Genomic DNA, 14,757 nt, shown 5'->3' with positions numbered 1-14,757 from the left:
TTAAGGTGTTGTCCCCGCAGCCGCCCCGACCTGCGAAGAGAACCAGCCGCCCGGTGACGGAACACCCTTTTCCAAACAATCTTCGGAAGTCGGTCTACGACTTTCCCTGGGTTTAAGCTTGTTCTGTTGACATGCTGTTGATTACCGTGTGGATGACGTGGGGGACGCCGCCTCCTGATCTGGTTCTGGTACAGCGAGCCGTACGAGGGGATCATCGTGGCTGACCTCGATCGCGAGGCGATGCGGGCCGTGGCGGAGCGGATCCGGCGGCTGTCGGACGAGCACTGGTGGGCGCTCGATCCCTCCTGCCGCCTGATGGAGAACGACGCGTGGGTGGGGCCGGCGGGCTCCCGGTTCGGCACGCAGGTCCACGCCGACCAGCGGGAGCTGCGTGACATGCTCACCAGGGCGGTGCACAGCGCGAACCAGAAGCTTGCGTCGCTGCCGGAGCGGCCGTGACGACCGGCCGGGAGTTCACCGGGGTCAAGCGGGCCGAGTTCGACGCGATGGCCGGTGAGCACACCCAGGCCGCCGGGCGGCTGGAGCACCTGGCGCAGGCGCTGTACGGCGAGCTGCAGAGCGCCGGGCTCGACACCTCCCCGGCGGTGCGGCTGCGGGAGCTGGCCGGACGGGTCACCGCGCAGGCCGAGGACCTGCGGCGGCGGCAGAAGCTGGTCCACGAGCTGGAGCGGCAGAAGGTCACCTTCGGCACGAGCAGGCCCGAGGGAAGTTTCCTTGAGATGCCCGACGGGCTGGCGTCCGCCCAGGGGCTGCTGGACGGGACCCTGGCCGGTCGTGCGGCGCTGAAAGCCGTGGACGGAGACGCCGAGGCGCTGGCGGAGCTGGAGAAGTACGCGTCGCGGACCGGGGACGCGGAGTTCGTCAAGGTGTTCCTGGGCGTTCTGGGCGCCGGAGGGGTGACGCGGCTGCCCGGCTCGCTCGCCGCACGGTTGCGCGACGCCGCCAACCACGGAGACTCCGACCGCGTGGCCCGGCTCTCCACCTCGGGGAAGAAGGCCCTGGGGATGCTGAGCACGGCTCTGGCCAGGGGGACCGATCCGAAGAACCCCGCGTACATGGGTGGCGGTTTCCTCAAGGACCTCGCGAAGGAGGGCCGGAAGGAGCACAGGGCCGGTGACACGAAGTACTCGGGTTACCAGGCCCAGGCGCTCATCTGGCGTGCCCACGACGGGAAGACGCCGTTCTCGAAGAAGTTCATGGAGGTCGTCGGGCGCGACGCGATCGTCCACGAGCGGGAGCAGTACACGAGCAGGTGGGCGGCGAGCAAGGACCCGCTGGGCCGGACCTTCGCGGGAGACCAGATCCCCATGTTCGACCTGGCGAGCGCGCTGGGCCTCGGCGGTCTGCTGCGGCCGGGGTCGGTGGCGGCCGGACCCGGCAAGCAGACCAGGTCATCGGTGGTGGACGACCTTTTCCACGCCGCCGGTTCCGGCAAGGAGGCCTCCCAGGCCCTGCTGGACCACACCCCGGCGGGGTGGAAGGAGTCCGTGCTGGACTACATGCTGACCACGCGGTGGAACGCCTTCCGCTATCTGGACGACTACAAGCCGTTCAACGACGCGTTGATCGCCGCGACGACCGGCCAGGACCGGACTTCGCAGAAGCTGGCGTCCGAGATGACCAAGGTGCTGGCGGACGAGGTGCGTCCCGCTTTCACCAAGGCCGAGAGCGGCAACCTGTCGTTCAAGGATCGGGCCGCGTTCGACCGCTTCGCGCCGCTGGGTTACCCGCTGGCCCGCGCGCTGGCGGCCAACATCGACCAGTTCTCCCGGCTCCTGCTCAACCATGCGACCTTCGGCAAGGCCTCGGCCGAGGACCTGTCCTACGCGCTGACGCTGGCCACTGCCAATGACGCCGGTTTCGAGGCTCTGGTACGGGCCCAGACCGAGCACATGCGGGCGGCGCTCGACACCGTGCCCCCGGTCGGCCTCACCGCGGCCAACGCCGAGAAGCTCGGTTTCACGAAGTCCGACGTCGAGCACTTCGACTTCGATGAGGATGGGCGGGTCGACAAGGCCGACATCAAGCAGTTCCTGACCGACCGGATCGTGGCGGAGGCACGTCCCTTCAGTCACATCACGGAGATCCGCCGCCAAGTGCTGATCGCCCAAGGGCTGAACGACAAGAAGGCTGAGGAGTCGCTGAAGACCATGGTGGGCAACGCGCTGGGCCTGCTCCCGGTGCCAGGGGCCAGGCAGGTCGGCGAGCTGGCCACCGGAGCCTTCGGAGGGATGGTCAGCACCGGCTACGACAAGCTCACCGGTGCCGCGTATGACGAGCTCTCCAAGCAGGTCGCCAAGCAGGTGTCGGAGCACGGGCGGAGCCTGGACGAGACTCACCGGACGCTGGGGGACAATCGGATTGCGGTGGAGAGGCTGGCGGAACAGATGATCGCCACAGCCATGCTAAACAAGGGCATGCTCGACGGATTCAATCTGAAAGATCAGGTATTCGCGACAGACACTTCCCCGAGGATCAAGCCCTTCACCGAGATGACCCCACACGAGTACAGCCGGTTCCTCGAATGGACACGCATAACCGGCGGAAGCAATGATCTGATCGACCGCTTCGGCAACACCTTTCGCAGGACCAGTGAGGTGGACGACTACCTCGACCTGCAGATTCCGTCCTCCCCCGGAGGCGGCAAGTGAGGCTTCGCTGTCTCTCCGTCACCCTGGCATCCCTCGCATTTCTCGCTACGGCCTGCACTCCGGAAAGCGATATCGCGTCCACGCCCGCTGCACCTCCCCGCCCGGTCGCGGACTCAGCCCCTTACATCTGCAAACTCATTCCCGAGCAGGCGTTTCGCTTAATCAGCGGCGCAGCCGGGCCGCTTGTGGAGAAAACATACGGTACTGAGAGAAACGGCGACTGCCGAGCCCCTGACACATCCCCTCCTCCCCTGATGGTGAATTGGATGTGGGAGGGCGACGGGATGTCGCAGGAGCACCTGGACTTCCTCTTGGATGATAGGCGTCAGGTCTACATAAGACACGGCGGGACCACGCTCCCCGCTGATCTCGGGAACGGTCTGGCCGCATACCTGTCGAACAGCCCGCTCGCCGACCAACCATACCGAGTGAGTGCGAAGTTCCGCTGCGACGGAAAGGATCGAATGATCGACATCTACCTCGCTCAGGTCGCCAAGGGCAGGGATGCGATCAAGGACATGATCGAGCTGATGCGCATCGCCCAGAAGCGCTACGGCGAGCTGTACGACTGCACCCCGGGTGCGTAACGAGCCGGGAACTCCTACCCGGCGGGCAGGTAGCGGGTCTGGCTGAAGCCGCCCTTCGTGAAGGCGAGGATTTTGTCCGGCTCGACCGCGAAGACGAGCGCAGGACCTCCGCCGTCGTGGGTGAAGCCGGTATCGGTCGGCTGGAACCGCCACCGACCGTCCCACTTGGCCGCCCAGGCGATGGCGAGTCGTTCGAGGGCGTCGCGGGCGGTGACTCGCCGGGCTCGGCCCTCCACCGTCACGTCGAGTCCCTGGTCCCACCGGTTGCAGCCGGTGGTCAGGACCGCGTGGGGGTTACCGGCGAGATTCACCGCTTTCTGCTCCTCGGGACCCGTGCAGAAGTGGAGGGCTCCGTCGAGCCACACCGCCACCAGCGGCGTGACATGGGGACGCCCGCCGGAGCGGACGGTCGTGAGCCAGAACAGCTGTGCGTTCTCCAGCGCCTCACGCGTGGCCGCCCATGGCGTCGCCTGGGCGCCGGGATCGCTGAACCGTTCGTCGAGCAGGGGCACCCGATCATCCATGGTCGCTCCGATTCAGGGGTGAGGAGGAAGGCGTCGCCGACGCTCCGGCCGATCTGCGGCGCCGCCGCCGGGCCTGGACGGTCGCACATCATCGCCGCGGCCGCACCGGAGTCGATGCCGGCGTAAGCCGCCGAGGCGTTCGCCCCGACCATACCGAGGGCCGGTCCCGATCGGACCCGGACACGCCACGACCGCGCCCCGGGGTCGTGGAGGCGCGGTCGTGTGGCGGCGGGCGGCCTTGTGGGCGTGTGCCGGACACCGGACCCGGCAGGTCGGTGCCGGGCCCGGGTGCGCAAGCCGTACGGTCAGCGGGTGGCGCGGTTGACGGCGGAGATGATGGCCTTCAGGGCGGCGGTGGTGGTGTTGGCGTCGATGCCGACGCCCCACAGGGTCGTGCCGGCGACGTCGCACTCGACGTAGGAGGCGGCCTTGGCGTCGCTGCCGGCGCTCATCGCGTGCTCGGCGTAGTCCAGGACACGCACCTGGACGCCGATGCGGGACAGCGCGTCGCAGAAGGCGGAGATGGGGCCGTTGCCGGTGCCCTCGACCTCGCGGATCTCGCCGTCGACGCGGACGTCGACGCTGATGGCGTCCTTGCCGTCGACGGTGGAGGCGTTGCGGTGGGCCAGCAGGCCCAGCCGGCCCCAGGGGCTGACCGGGTTGGGGAGGTACTCGTCGGTGAAGGCGTCCCACATCGCGGCGGGGGTGATCTCGCCGCCCTCGGCGTCGGTGCGGGCCTGCACCACCCGGGAGAACTCGATCTGCAGGCGGCGCGGGAGGTCCAGGTGGTGGTCGGCCTTCATGATGTAGGCGACGCCCCCCTTGCCGGACTGGCTGTTGACCCGGATCACGGCCTCGTAGGTGCGGCCGATGTCCTTGGGGTCGATCGGCAGGTACGGCACCGCCCAGCGGAACTCGTCCACCGGCACGCCCGCCTCGGCGGCGTCGCGCTCCATGTGCTCGAAGCCCTTCTTGATGGCGTCCTGGTGGGAGCCGGAGAAGGCGGTGTAGACCAGCTCGCCGCCCCAGGGATGGCGCGGGTGCACGGGGAGCTGGTTGCAGTACTCCACGACGCGGCGGATCTCGTCGATGTCGGAGATGTCGACCTCCGGGTCGATCCCCTGCGAGAACAGGTTCATGCCCAGGGTCACCAGGCAGACGTTGCCGGTGCGCTCGCCGTTGCCGAACAGGCAGCCCTCGATGCGGTCGGCCCCGGCCATGTAGCCCAGCTCGGCGGCGGCGACGGCGGTGCCCCGGTCGTTGTGCGGGTGCAGGGACAGGATGATCGAGTCGCGGTGGGCCAGGTTGCGGTTCATCCACTCGATCTGGTCGGCGTAGACGTTCGGCGTGGCCATCTCGACGGTGGCGGGCAGGTTGATGATGACCTTGCGCTCGGGGGTCGGCTGCCAGACCTCGTTGACCGCGTCGCAGACCTCCACGGCGTACTCCAGCTCGGTGCCGGTGAAGGATTCCGGGGAGTACTGGAAGTAGACGTCCACGTCGGAGGCGTCGGCCAGCTTCTTGCAGAGCTTGGCGCCCTCGACGGCGATGGCGGTGATGCCCTCGCGGTCCTGGCCGAAGACGACCCGGCGCTGCAGGGTGGAGGTCGAGTTGTACAGGTGGACGATGGCGCTCTTCGCGCCCCGGATCGCCTCGAAGGTCCGCTCGATCAGCTCGGGCCGCGCCTGGGTCAGGACCTGGATCACCACGTCCTCGGGGATCCGGCCCTCCTCGATGATCTGGCGGACGAAGTCGAAGTCGGTCTGCGAGGCGGCGGGGAAGCCTACCTCGATCTCCTTGTAGCCCATCCGCACCAGCAGCTCGAACATCTGGAGCTTGCGGTGGGAGTCCATCGGGTCGATCAATGCCTGGTTGCCGTCGCGCAGGTCCACCGCGCACCATCGGGGCGCCTTGTCGATGACCTTGTCGGGCCAGGTGCGGTCGGCCAGTTTCACCGGGGCGAAGGCCTCATAGCGGTGGAACGGCATGGGGCTGGGCTGCTGCGGATACATTCTCAGGGCTCCTCGGCTGGAAGATGATCACGGCCGACGCGCATGACTCGCTCCGCGACGAGGGAGCCGGCCTTCTACAGGCCCTCGTCGCGGCAGCTAAGAAGCAGCCCGCGCAGCATGCACAGTACGCTATCAGAGGGTTTCAAAAATCCGGGTCACGGTCTCACATGGCGGAACACAAAGTCTTCCGACGAGTCGGCACCCCGGCATGTCGGTGGTGGGCATCCGCCCGTGCGCAGGGTCTCGCGCCCGGGCGCCGGGACACCTCCGACCGTCCTCACCGGCGGCTCCGCCACGACGACCCGCTCCGTCTCGACACCGGGGGGCCGGCCCCGCAGTCTCCCCGGCGGCCGGGGTCAGGCCGGCCAGGCGATGCCGTTCTCACTGAGCCAGTCGCGGTCGCTCTGGTCGGGCTCCTGGGTGACGTCCACGCCCAGCACGGTGATCGGCCCCTTGGTACCGAAGTGCTGGACCGTCTCGTCGCCCTCGATCAGCACCAGCCGTTCGAAGCTCGGCGGCCAGCGCAGCAGGATGCGACGGGCGCAGATGCCGCACGCCCACTCTTCGGCCCCGTCGGGCCGGGTGGCCACATGCAGCAGTTCGTGAGGAATGCCCATTGCTAACCACTCTTCGTCATCGAATGAACACCTTCCGCTTACCCCTATCTCTGCCCCGAAAAAGGACATTTATTCACCAAAGAGAACCAGCCGGCCGGGACGCGCTCCTGGTTCTGACGGCCTGCGGCGCCGTTCCCACCGGGGCGGCCCCCACGAGTCGAATACAGTCCGGAAGGAGGGTAGGACAGAGGGGACGGAGGGGGATCGACATGAAGGACGGCGACATCCTCGCCCACATCAACCGGCTGATCGCCGAGGAACGCGAGCTCCGCACGTCGCTCGCGGCCGGTTCGGTCTCCTCTCACGAGGAGAACCACCGGATCAGGTACCTCGAGGAGGCCCTCGACCAGGCATGGGACCTGCTCAGGCAGCGGCGTGCCCGGCGGGAGTTCGGTGATGACCCCGGGGCTGCGGCGCCCCGCCCGATCGAGGAGGTCGAGGAGTACCAGCAGTAGTCTCCTCCCGCCCGTCGCGGCCCGCGGGATCCCGGGACTCCCCCGGGTCCGTCGGGCGGCCCGGGCAGCGGGGGTCGCTGGGCTTCTCCAGCGGGTCGGGGGCGAACCAGGCGAGCACGCTGTGCTCGACGTACCAGCGGTGCAGGGCGATGCGGCTGCGCGGGATCTGACCGAGATCCGGGCAGAGGAACTGCGAGGCCACCACACCGTTGGGGATGAACCGTACCGTCCCGTCCCGGTCCAGGAAGGTGGAGACCCGGTCGTCGGTGGTGATCACGTAGCCGAGCAGCACCTTGCCGGAGATCTCGTCGTCGGTGCTCTCGCCGGAGATCTCCAGCCCCATGAGAGGCAGGATCGGCGCCTCCACCACGACGGCCGCGGTGAACAGCGGCGCCAGGGCGAGCACCGCGACGGCAACCGCCGAGGTCAGCGCCGCGGCGGCGCGGGCCGGGACCGGGCCGGTCAGCAGGACGGCCAGTCCCGGGGGCAGGGCGAGCAGAACGGCGGTGACCACGTCCCGCTCCGCGAGCGCCTGGCCGATGGCCGGGGCGAGCCACATGTAGAGTCCCACCCCCACGACGGCGGGAAGCACCAGCGTGAACACGATGATCAGGTCCCGCCGAGCGGGTCTGCGGTCGTGGATCGTCAGCCCGAGCACCGCCAGCGAGAGCGCGATCAGCGTGGGCAGGAACCGCAGCTGCCAGCTCACCGCGCCGACCAGGACGGAGAGCACCACGACCCAGTCGGGGATGCGGTCGGCCGTCGCCGACAGCCAGGAGGACCGGGCGGTGCTGACCCGGTAGAGGGTGCCGAGGGCGCGGCCGGTCAGCACGAGGGCGGGCAGCACCCATAGGGTGGTCAGCAGCACCGCGGTGAGCAGGCCGAGGGCGCTGACGTGCTGGACCAGCAGGAGCAGCGTCTGGGTGTCCTGGCGGCTGGCGTACCACAGCCGCACGACGAGCAGGGCCAGCGGGAACGCCGGAAGCATCGCGAACATCCACTGCTGGCTGCCGCCGCGCTGCCCGCGCGCCTCCTTGCCGGGCGGCGGCTCCTCCGTCTCCCGGGGAGCCGCGGGCGGGGCCGCATCCGGCTCGCTCATCCGTTCTTCCGCTGCGGGATACCCCGCTCCCACGGCCAGCGCCGTATGTCGGGCTCGGGGACGGTCGGCTGCGTCCGGGCGGCGACCTGCTCCTTCGGGCTGTGCTTCTGCATGGGGCCGATGAAGCGGTCGTAGGCGTTCTCCCACCGCATGTCCTGCGGGTCGGTGGCGGAGCGGTGGAGCGAGAGGTCGACCAGAGTGCGCAGGGCCGTGTTGCTCCCGGCGTTGACGGCCCACTGCTCCGGAGTCTCCAGGCCGATGTCGTGGTGTTCCAACAGGTCCGGTTCATGCTGCACGAACCCGGCCAGGAGCGCCGTGTCGGTGGTGACCGCCTCGTAGTCGCCCTTCTTCAGGCCGGTGACGCACTCGCTGATCCGGTTCTTCTGGGTGACGTCGGCCCCGGCCCGGTCGACCGGGCTCACGGAGGTCGCGGTGGCGAGGGTGCAGACCTTCTTCCCGCGCAGTTGCGTCAGCGCGGTGACGTCGGCGTGCCCCTGACGGGTGATGACGGACTGCTGCGTCTCCAGGTAGGGCGCGGAGAACCCCACCCCCCTTTCCTGGCGCTCCTTGGTCACGCTGAACGTGGCCACCACCAGATCGACCTTGACGTGCTGGCCCGCGGCGTTCCTGGCCGTCATCCGGGCCCTGTCCTCGGTCTCGATGGAGAGGAACTCGACCTCGCTCTCCCGGAAGCCGAGGTCCGCCGCGATCATGAGTGCGATCTCGATCTCGAACCCCTCATAGGTGCCGTCCGGCTTGCGGACCGCGATGCCGGGGGTGTCGTCCTTCACCCCGACCAGGAGCCTGTCCTTGCCGTTCAGGCCCGCCTGCTCCAGCAGCTCCGCCTCCGTGGGCGGGCCCGTCTCCCACACCGCCCAGATCGCGACGACCGCCGCCGCCAGAACGGCGGCGAGCCAGCCCGCCAGTCGCAGGCGACGGCCGCCGGAGCGCCCGTCACGGACCGGCGCGTCCGGCGGCTCCTGCGTGGGCGGCTCCGCCGCGGTCGTGTCCGGGGGTTGCGGCGTGGGCGGCTCCACCGGGAAGCCGGACTCCTGCCTCGTCCTCCTCCTGAAAGGCAGCACGACGACCTCCGGCTCCGGATTCCCTCTGTTCCACGGAATTCTTGGGGCAGGGTACGGCAGAGCCCGGAGACGGCACACTTCCCGGCGGCAACAGTCACCAAGAAGTGATCAAACACCCGGCGATCAGGAAACCGGCGCGACATCGGCGCGCAACGCGGGGGAAACCGTCGGTTCCTATGGTCCGGGGATGCGGCTCACACCCCACGAGCAGGAACGCCTGCTCATCCACGTCGCCGCCGGCGTCGCCCGCGACCGCAGGTCCCGGGGGCTCCGGCTCAACCACCCCGAGGCCACCGCGGTCATCGCGTCCTTCCTCATGGAGGGCGCCAGGGACGGGCGCAGCGTGGCCGAGCTGATGGACGCCGGGCGCGGGGTGCTCTCCCGCGAGGACGTCATGGACGGCGTGCCCGAGATGCTGGAGTCGGTGCAGGTCGAGGCCACGTTCCCGGACGGCACCAAGCTCGTCACCGTCCACCGGCCGATCCCGTGAACGGCGAGACGCCGTACGGCGCGGCGCCGGTCCCGGGCGAGATCCTGTACGGCGAGGCGCCGATCCCGCTCAACCCCGGCCGGGACCGCCTCACCCTCCGGGTCGTCAACACCGCCGACCGGCCGGTCCAGGTCGGCTCGCACTACCACTTCGCCGCCGCCAACCCCGGCCTGCGCTTCGACCGCGAGGCCGCCTGGGGCAGGCGGCTGGACGTCCCCGCCGGTACGGCGGTGCGCTTCGAGCCGGGGGTGGAGCGCGAGGTGACGCTCGTGCCCATCGCCGGGCGCCGGATCGTCCCCGGTCTCCGCCCCGAGTGGGCCGGACCTCTCGACGGGAGCACCGATGTTCGTTGAGCGGGCGCGCTACGCCGCGCTGTACGGTCCCACCACCGGCGACCGGATCCGGCTGGCCGACACCGACCTGTTCCTGACGGTCACCGAGGACCTGTCGATGGGCCCGGCCGGCGCGGGCGACGAGGCGGTGTTCGGCGGCGGCAAGGTCATCCGCGAGTCGATGGGCCAGGCCAGGACCACCTGGGCCGAGGGCGCCCCCGACCTGGTGATCACCGGTGCGGTGATCCTCGACCACTGGGGCGTGGTCAAGGCCGACATCGGGGTCAGGAACGGCAGGATCACCGCGATCGGCAAGGCCGGCAACCCCGACACCATGGACGGCGTCCACCCCGACCTGGTGATCGGGCCCTCCACCGAGATCGTCTCGGGCAACGGGAAGATCCTGACCGCCGGGGCGATCGACTCCCACGTGCACCTCATCTGCCCGCAGATCCTCGACGAGGCGCTGGCCGCCGGGGTGACGACGATCGTCGGCGGCGGCACCGGCCCGGCCGAGGGCACCAAGGCCACCACGGTCACCGGCACCTGGTATCTCGGCCGCATGCTGGAGTCCCTCGACTCCTATCCGGTCAACGTCGCGCTGCTGGGCAAGGGCAACACGGTCAACGCCGAGGGGCTGACGGAGCAGCTGCTGGCCGGGGCCTCCGGCTTCAAGCTGCACGAGGACTGGGGCACCACCCCGGCCGCCATCGACGTCTGCCTGTCGGTCGCCGACGCCACCGGCACCCAGGTGACCATCCACACCGACACCCTCAACGAGGCCGGGTTCGTGGAGTCGACGCTGAAGGCGATCGGTGACCGGACCATCCACGCGTACCACACCGAGGGCGCGGGCGGCGGCCACGCGCCGGACATCATCAAGGTGGCCTCCTACGGCAACGTCCTGCCGTCCTCGACCAACCCGACCCGCCCGCACACCGTCAACACGCTCGACGAGCACCTCGACATGCTGATGGTCTGCCACCATCTCAACCCCTCCATTCCCGAGGACCTGGCCTTCGCCGAGTCCCGGATCCGGCCGTCGACCATGGCCGCCGAGGACGTGCTGCACGACATGGGCGCGATCTCCATGATCGGGTCCGACTCGCAGGCGATGGGCCGCGTGGGCGAGACGATCATCCGCACCTGGCAGACCGCCCACGTGATGAAGGGCCGCCGGGGCGCGCTGCCCGGCGACGGCGGGACCGACAACCTCCGGGCCCGGCGCTACGTCGCCAAGTACACGATCTGCCCGGCGGTGGCGCACGGCCTGGACGGCGAGGTCGGCTCGGTCGAGCCCGGCAAGCTGGCCGATCTCGTCCTGTGGTCCCCGGCCTTCTTCGGGGTCAAGCCCGATCTGGTGATCAAGGGCGGGGTGATCGCCTACGCCCAGATGGGCGACGCCAACGCCTCCATCCCCACCCCGCAGCCGGTCATGCCCCGCCCGATGTTCGGCGCCGCCCCGGTCACCGCAGCCGCCACCTCGGTGCACTTCGTCGCGCCCCTGGCCCTGGAGAGCGGGCTGGCCGACCGGCTGGCCGTACGGCGCCGCCTGGTCCCGGTCGCCGACGTCCGCCGGCGGGGCAAGGAGAGCATGCCGCTCAACGACGCCCTGCCCGGGATCGAGGTGGACCCCGACACCTTCACCGTCCGCGTCGACGGCGAGCCGGTCGAACCCGCCCCCGCCGCGTCGCTGCCCATGGCCCAGCGCTACTTCCTGTTCTGACGGGCCCGCCATGATCCTGACAAGACCGCCGGGCCCGGTGCGTCCGTGATGGGCGTCCCTGCCGCGAACGCCGCCCTGCTGCTGCTCACCGACTCCCGGCTCCCCGCCGGAGGCCACGGCCACTCGGGAGGCGCCGAAGCGGCCGTCTCCTCGGGGGTGGTGCGCGACCTCACCACCTTGGCCGCGTTCCTGCGGGGACGGCTGGCCGCCTCCGGCCGGGTGGCCGCCTGCCTCGCGGCCGCCGCCTGCGCGCTCGGCACAGCGGGGCCGGCCGCCGCGGGCCGCCCGGACGAGGATCATCCCGCCGGCTGGGCGGGGCTGGACGCCGAGGCCGACGCCCGGACCGCCTCGCCCGCCCAGCGCGAGGCGAGCCGCGTCCAGGGACGGCTGCTGCTGCGGACCGCCCGGCGGATCTGGCCCTCGCCGGTCCTCGACGAGCTGGCGCGGGCCGTACCGTCCGGGGCCCACCACCCGGTGGCGCTCGGCGCAGCGGCGGGTGCGGCCGGGTGCGCTCCCGGGGAAGCGGCGCTGGCGGCGGCCTACGCGGCGCTCACCGGTCCGGCGACGGCCGCCGTCCGGCTGCTCGGCCTCGACCCCGTCGCGGTCCACCGGCTCCTCGCCGACCTCGCCCCCGACCTGGAACGGATCGCGTCCGCCGCCGCCGCACCGCCGGATCTCGCCGCCGCCTCCACCTGGGCCGGGCTCCCCGCCCACGCCGCGCCCGCCCTCGACCTGCTCGCCGAGCGCCACCTGCGCGCCGAGCTCCGGCTCTTCGTCTCCTGACCCCGGCCACCGAGCCCCGAACCCCCGAAAGGACGGTGGACCCCATGGGCGCCGGCCACGACGACCACCACCACTCCCCCGACCCGCACGGCCGCGCGCTGCGGCTGGGCATCGGCGGGCCCGTCGGCAGCGGCAAGACCGCGCTGACCGCCGCGCTCTGCCGCGCCCTCGGCGAGACGCTGCGCCTGGCCGTGGTCACCAACGACATCTACACCACCGAGGACGCCGACTTCCTGCGGAAGGCGGGCGTGCTCGACCCGGAGCGGATCGCCGCCGTGCAGACCGGCTGCTGCCCGCACACCGCCATCCGCGACGACATCGCGGCCAACCTGGACGCGGTGGAGAGCTTGGAGGAGCGGTTCGGCCCGCTCGACCTGGTGATCGTCGAGAGCGGGGGTGACAACCTCACCGCCACCTTCAGCCGGGGCCTGGCCGACCGGCAGATCTTCGTGCTGGACGTGTCCGGCGGCGACAAGGTCCCCCGCAAGGGCGGCCCCGGTGTCACGGCGGCCGACCTGCTCGTGGTCAACAAGATCGACCTCGCGCCCATGGTCGGCGCCGACCTCACGGTCATGTCGCGTGACGCGGCGGCCGTACGGGAGGGCAGGCCCGTGCTGTTCACCTCGGTCCGGCAGGAACCGGAGGCGCACGCGGTGGCCGAGTGGGTCCTCGGCGTCGTGCACGCCTGGGCCCGTGAGGCCGGTCGAGACCACGGCCCTCAGCCCGGCCATGAGTCCGGCCATGAGTCCGGTCGAGAGCCGGTCCCGAGCACGGCCCCGCGCCCGGCGACCACGGCCGCGCCGCCGCCCGGCCGATGACGCCTGCCGCCCCCCTCCCGCGTCCCGGCCCGGCAGCCGCCTCACGTACCGGTTCCGCCGCCGCGGCGGCGCGGCGGTCGATGACCGCGCGGGCCGTGCTCGCCACCACGCTCGGCCCCGGCGGCCGGACCGTGCTGTCCACGATGCGCTCCGCCCCGCCCATCACGCTGCGCCGTACCGGGCCGGACCGGGTGCATCTGGTCTCCACCGCCGCCGGGCCGCTCGGCGGCGACGACCTGGCGCTCGACATCGAGGTGGCCCCGGGCACCACCCTGGACGTCCGGTCGGTCGCGAGCACCCTGGTCCTCCCCGGTCCCGGTCCGGCGGAGTCGCTCATGACCGTCACCGCCAGGGTCGGCGCCGGGGCGTCGCTCCGGTTCGCACCGGAACCGGCCGTGCTCGCGGCAGGCTGCCGCCACCGCGCGACGGTACGGCTGGAGCTGGCCGCCGGCGCCCGGGTGTTCTGGCGCGAGGAGTTCGTCTTCGGGCGGTACGGCGAGGCTCCCGGCCGCTGCCGCTCCCGCTTCGACGCCACCGTCGACGGCCGCCCGCTGCTCCGGCAGGAGTTCACCCTGGGCGACCCGGCGGTCGACACCAGTCCCGCCGTGTACGGCGACGCCCGGTGCGCGGGCAGCACGCTGATCGCCGGGTTCCCCGGGTCGCCCGCCGGGGACGGCCGGGAGCGGCGCGGGGCCGCCGGGATCTGCCGGACCGGGGAGGCGGTCGTCGGCGACGGCTGGGCCGTGCTGCCGCTGGCCGGGCCGGGGATCCTGGTGTCCGCCCTCGCCCCGGACGCCGTCGTGCTCCGCCGCCGCCTGGAGCGAGGCGAATCGGAGGCGATCCCCGCAGTCGCGTCCCCGGTGGCCTGACCCCGCCACGGGGTCCCGGCGACGGGCCGTCGTGGCGGGACAGCGGTGACACGGCGACCATGACACGGCGACCGTGACACGGCCGTGTGACGTCGTCTGAGGCGGTTCCCCTGTTGCCGGGGTGAGGAACGGGCCGGAGGGATTGTGCGCGTGGCGCCTGTCGGCGGCCGGGCCGGAAAACTACCCTGGGCCGATGACCGACCCCATCGACCCCGCCGTCCGCTCCGCCCCCTCCGCCCCGGAGTCCGGCCGGACGCTGCCGGTCGCGGTGATCGTCGCGGGAGCCCTGCTGGTGGTGACCGCCTTCCTGCCCTGGGCGGGGATCAGGGCGGACATCGTCGTCATCGGCTCGGTGAGCGAGCGCATCCGCGGCGTGGACGACTGGCCGGGAGTGCTCGCGATGGTCTCCGGAACCGTCGCCGCGGCGCTCGGGGTCATGGCGGTCATGAACGACCGGCGGTTCACCGCCCTCGCGGCGCTGCCGGGCGCGATCACGGTCCTGGTCCTGCTGGTCTTCCTCAGCGACCCGCAGGGCAGGGCCGAGAGCGCCTCGATCGACATCGGCGGCCTCGTGAGGGTCCAGCCGACCGTGGAGTACGGCTGGTTCGCCGCACTCGCGGCGGCACTGGCGCTCAGCATGCTCGGGATCGCCGCCCTGCTGCGCCGGTGAGCGCTCCCGGAACCGCCGGCC

At 71.3% G+C, this 14,757-nt stretch carries 16 protein-coding genes; 11 read left to right on the top strand and 5 right to left on the bottom strand.

Annotated features, from left to right (window positions below; translation table 11 throughout):
• The first annotated feature begins 216 nt into the window (after nucleotides 1-216).
• The 3 genes from HS041_RS14375 to HS041_RS39285 all read left to right on the top strand — a co-directional run bounded on the left by HS041_RS14375 (nucleotide 217) and on the right by HS041_RS39285 (nucleotide 3,259).
• Nucleotides 217-459: a hypothetical protein gene (locus HS041_RS14375; RefSeq protein WP_196441185.1), complete on the top strand. Its 243-nt coding sequence runs from the start codon at nucleotides 217-219 to the stop codon at nucleotides 457-459.
• On the top strand, nucleotides 456-2,672 hold the full coding sequence (locus HS041_RS14370) for a hypothetical protein (RefSeq protein ID WP_196441184.1): 2,217 nt from the start codon (nucleotides 456-458) through the stop codon (nucleotides 2,670-2,672). The genes HS041_RS14375 and HS041_RS14370 overlap by 4 nt, the downstream gene beginning before the upstream one ends.
• A gap of 464 nt (nucleotides 2,673-3,136) precedes the next feature.
• Nucleotides 3,137-3,259, top strand: coding sequence for a hypothetical protein (locus tag HS041_RS39285; RefSeq protein WP_255529969.1), 123 nt, complete (start codon nucleotides 3,137-3,139; stop codon nucleotides 3,257-3,259).
• Nucleotides 3,260-3,273: 14 nt separating this feature from the next.
• Here HS041_RS39285 and HS041_RS14365 read toward each other — a convergent pair whose 3' ends face one another.
• The 3 genes from HS041_RS14365 to HS041_RS14355 all read right to left on the bottom strand — a co-directional run bounded on the left by HS041_RS14365 (nucleotide 3,274) and on the right by HS041_RS14355 (nucleotide 6,412).
• The gene (locus HS041_RS14365; RefSeq protein ID WP_196441183.1) at nucleotides 3,274-3,783 is read right to left on the bottom strand and encodes a pyridoxamine 5'-phosphate oxidase family protein; all 510 of its coding nucleotides are present in this window, start codon (nucleotides 3,781-3,783) and stop codon (nucleotides 3,274-3,276) included.
• Between the two features lie 305 nt (nucleotides 3,784-4,088).
• Nucleotides 4,089-5,795 carry a 2-isopropylmalate synthase gene (leuA, locus tag HS041_RS14360; RefSeq protein WP_196441182.1) on the bottom strand — a complete coding sequence of 569 codons (1,707 nt, stop codon included), beginning with the start codon at nucleotides 5,793-5,795 and terminating at the stop codon, nucleotides 4,089-4,091.
• 356 nt (nucleotides 5,796-6,151) lie between these two features.
• Complete coding sequence (locus HS041_RS14355) at nucleotides 6,152-6,412, bottom strand: hypothetical protein (protein WP_196441181.1); 261 nt, start codon at nucleotides 6,410-6,412, stop codon at nucleotides 6,152-6,154.
• 209 nt (nucleotides 6,413-6,621) lie between these two features.
• On the opposite strand from HS041_RS14355, the gene HS041_RS14350 reads away from it, so the two are divergent.
• Nucleotides 6,622-6,867, top strand: coding sequence for a DUF2630 family protein (locus tag HS041_RS14350; protein WP_196441180.1), 246 nt, complete (start codon nucleotides 6,622-6,624; stop codon nucleotides 6,865-6,867).
• Here the strand turns inward: HS041_RS14350 and HS041_RS14345 are convergent.
• Together HS041_RS14345 and HS041_RS14340 are read right to left on the bottom strand one after the other, a co-directional pair.
• Nucleotides 6,776-7,966 (bottom strand): hypothetical protein, encoded by a 1,191-nt coding sequence (locus tag HS041_RS14345; protein ID WP_196441179.1) that lies wholly within the window; start codon nucleotides 7,964-7,966, stop codon nucleotides 6,776-6,778. The genes HS041_RS14350 and HS041_RS14345 overlap by 92 nt on opposite strands.
• A complete protein-coding gene (locus HS041_RS14340) occupies nucleotides 7,963-9,048 on the bottom strand; it encodes a transporter substrate-binding domain-containing protein (RefSeq protein WP_196441178.1) in 1,086 nt (361 codons plus the stop codon). The genes HS041_RS14345 and HS041_RS14340 overlap by 4 nt, the downstream gene beginning before the upstream one ends.
• A gap of 187 nt (nucleotides 9,049-9,235) precedes the next feature.
• Here HS041_RS14340 and HS041_RS14335 point away from each other — a divergent pair, with 187 nt between their 5' ends.
• The 7 genes from HS041_RS14335 (at nucleotide 9,236) to HS041_RS14305 (ending at nucleotide 14,736) form a co-directional block, all read left to right on the top strand.
• Nucleotides 9,236-9,538, top strand: a complete 303-nt coding sequence (locus tag HS041_RS14335) for an urease subunit gamma (protein ID WP_196441177.1) — start codon at nucleotides 9,236-9,238, stop codon at nucleotides 9,536-9,538.
• Nucleotides 9,535-9,891: an urease subunit beta gene (locus tag HS041_RS14330; RefSeq protein ID WP_307845294.1), complete on the top strand. Its 357-nt coding sequence runs from the start codon at nucleotides 9,535-9,537 to the stop codon at nucleotides 9,889-9,891. The genes HS041_RS14335 and HS041_RS14330 overlap by 4 nt, the downstream gene beginning before the upstream one ends.
• Nucleotides 9,881-11,596, top strand: a complete 1,716-nt coding sequence (locus HS041_RS14325) for an urease subunit alpha (RefSeq protein WP_196441176.1) — start codon at nucleotides 9,881-9,883, stop codon at nucleotides 11,594-11,596. Before HS041_RS14330 ends, HS041_RS14325 begins: the two co-directional genes overlap by 11 nt.
• A 48-nt stretch (nucleotides 11,597-11,644) precedes the next feature.
• Complete coding sequence (locus HS041_RS14320) at nucleotides 11,645-12,379, top strand: urease accessory protein UreF (protein WP_196441175.1); 735 nt, start codon at nucleotides 11,645-11,647, stop codon at nucleotides 12,377-12,379.
• A gap of 44 nt (nucleotides 12,380-12,423) precedes the next feature.
• Nucleotides 12,424-13,197 (top strand): urease accessory protein UreG, encoded by a 774-nt coding sequence (gene ureG / locus HS041_RS14315; RefSeq protein WP_196441174.1) that lies wholly within the window; start codon nucleotides 12,424-12,426, stop codon nucleotides 13,195-13,197.
• A gap of 80 nt (nucleotides 13,198-13,277) precedes the next feature.
• A complete protein-coding gene (locus HS041_RS14310) occupies nucleotides 13,278-14,066 on the top strand; it encodes an urease accessory protein UreD (protein WP_196441173.1) in 789 nt (262 codons plus the stop codon).
• 193 nt (nucleotides 14,067-14,259) lie between these two features.
• Nucleotides 14,260-14,736, top strand: a complete 477-nt coding sequence (locus tag HS041_RS14305) for a hypothetical protein (RefSeq protein WP_196441172.1) — start codon at nucleotides 14,260-14,262, stop codon at nucleotides 14,734-14,736.
• The last annotated feature ends 21 nt before the right edge of the window (nucleotides 14,737-14,757 follow it).

The sequence above is a fragment of the Planomonospora sp. ID67723 genome, assembly GCF_015711605.1.
Lineage (GTDB): Bacteria > Actinomycetota > Actinomycetes > Streptosporangiales > Streptosporangiaceae > Planomonospora_A.
The sequence above is the reverse complement of the archived record's forward strand: the minus strand, read 5'-3'. Positions and strand labels throughout refer to the sequence as shown.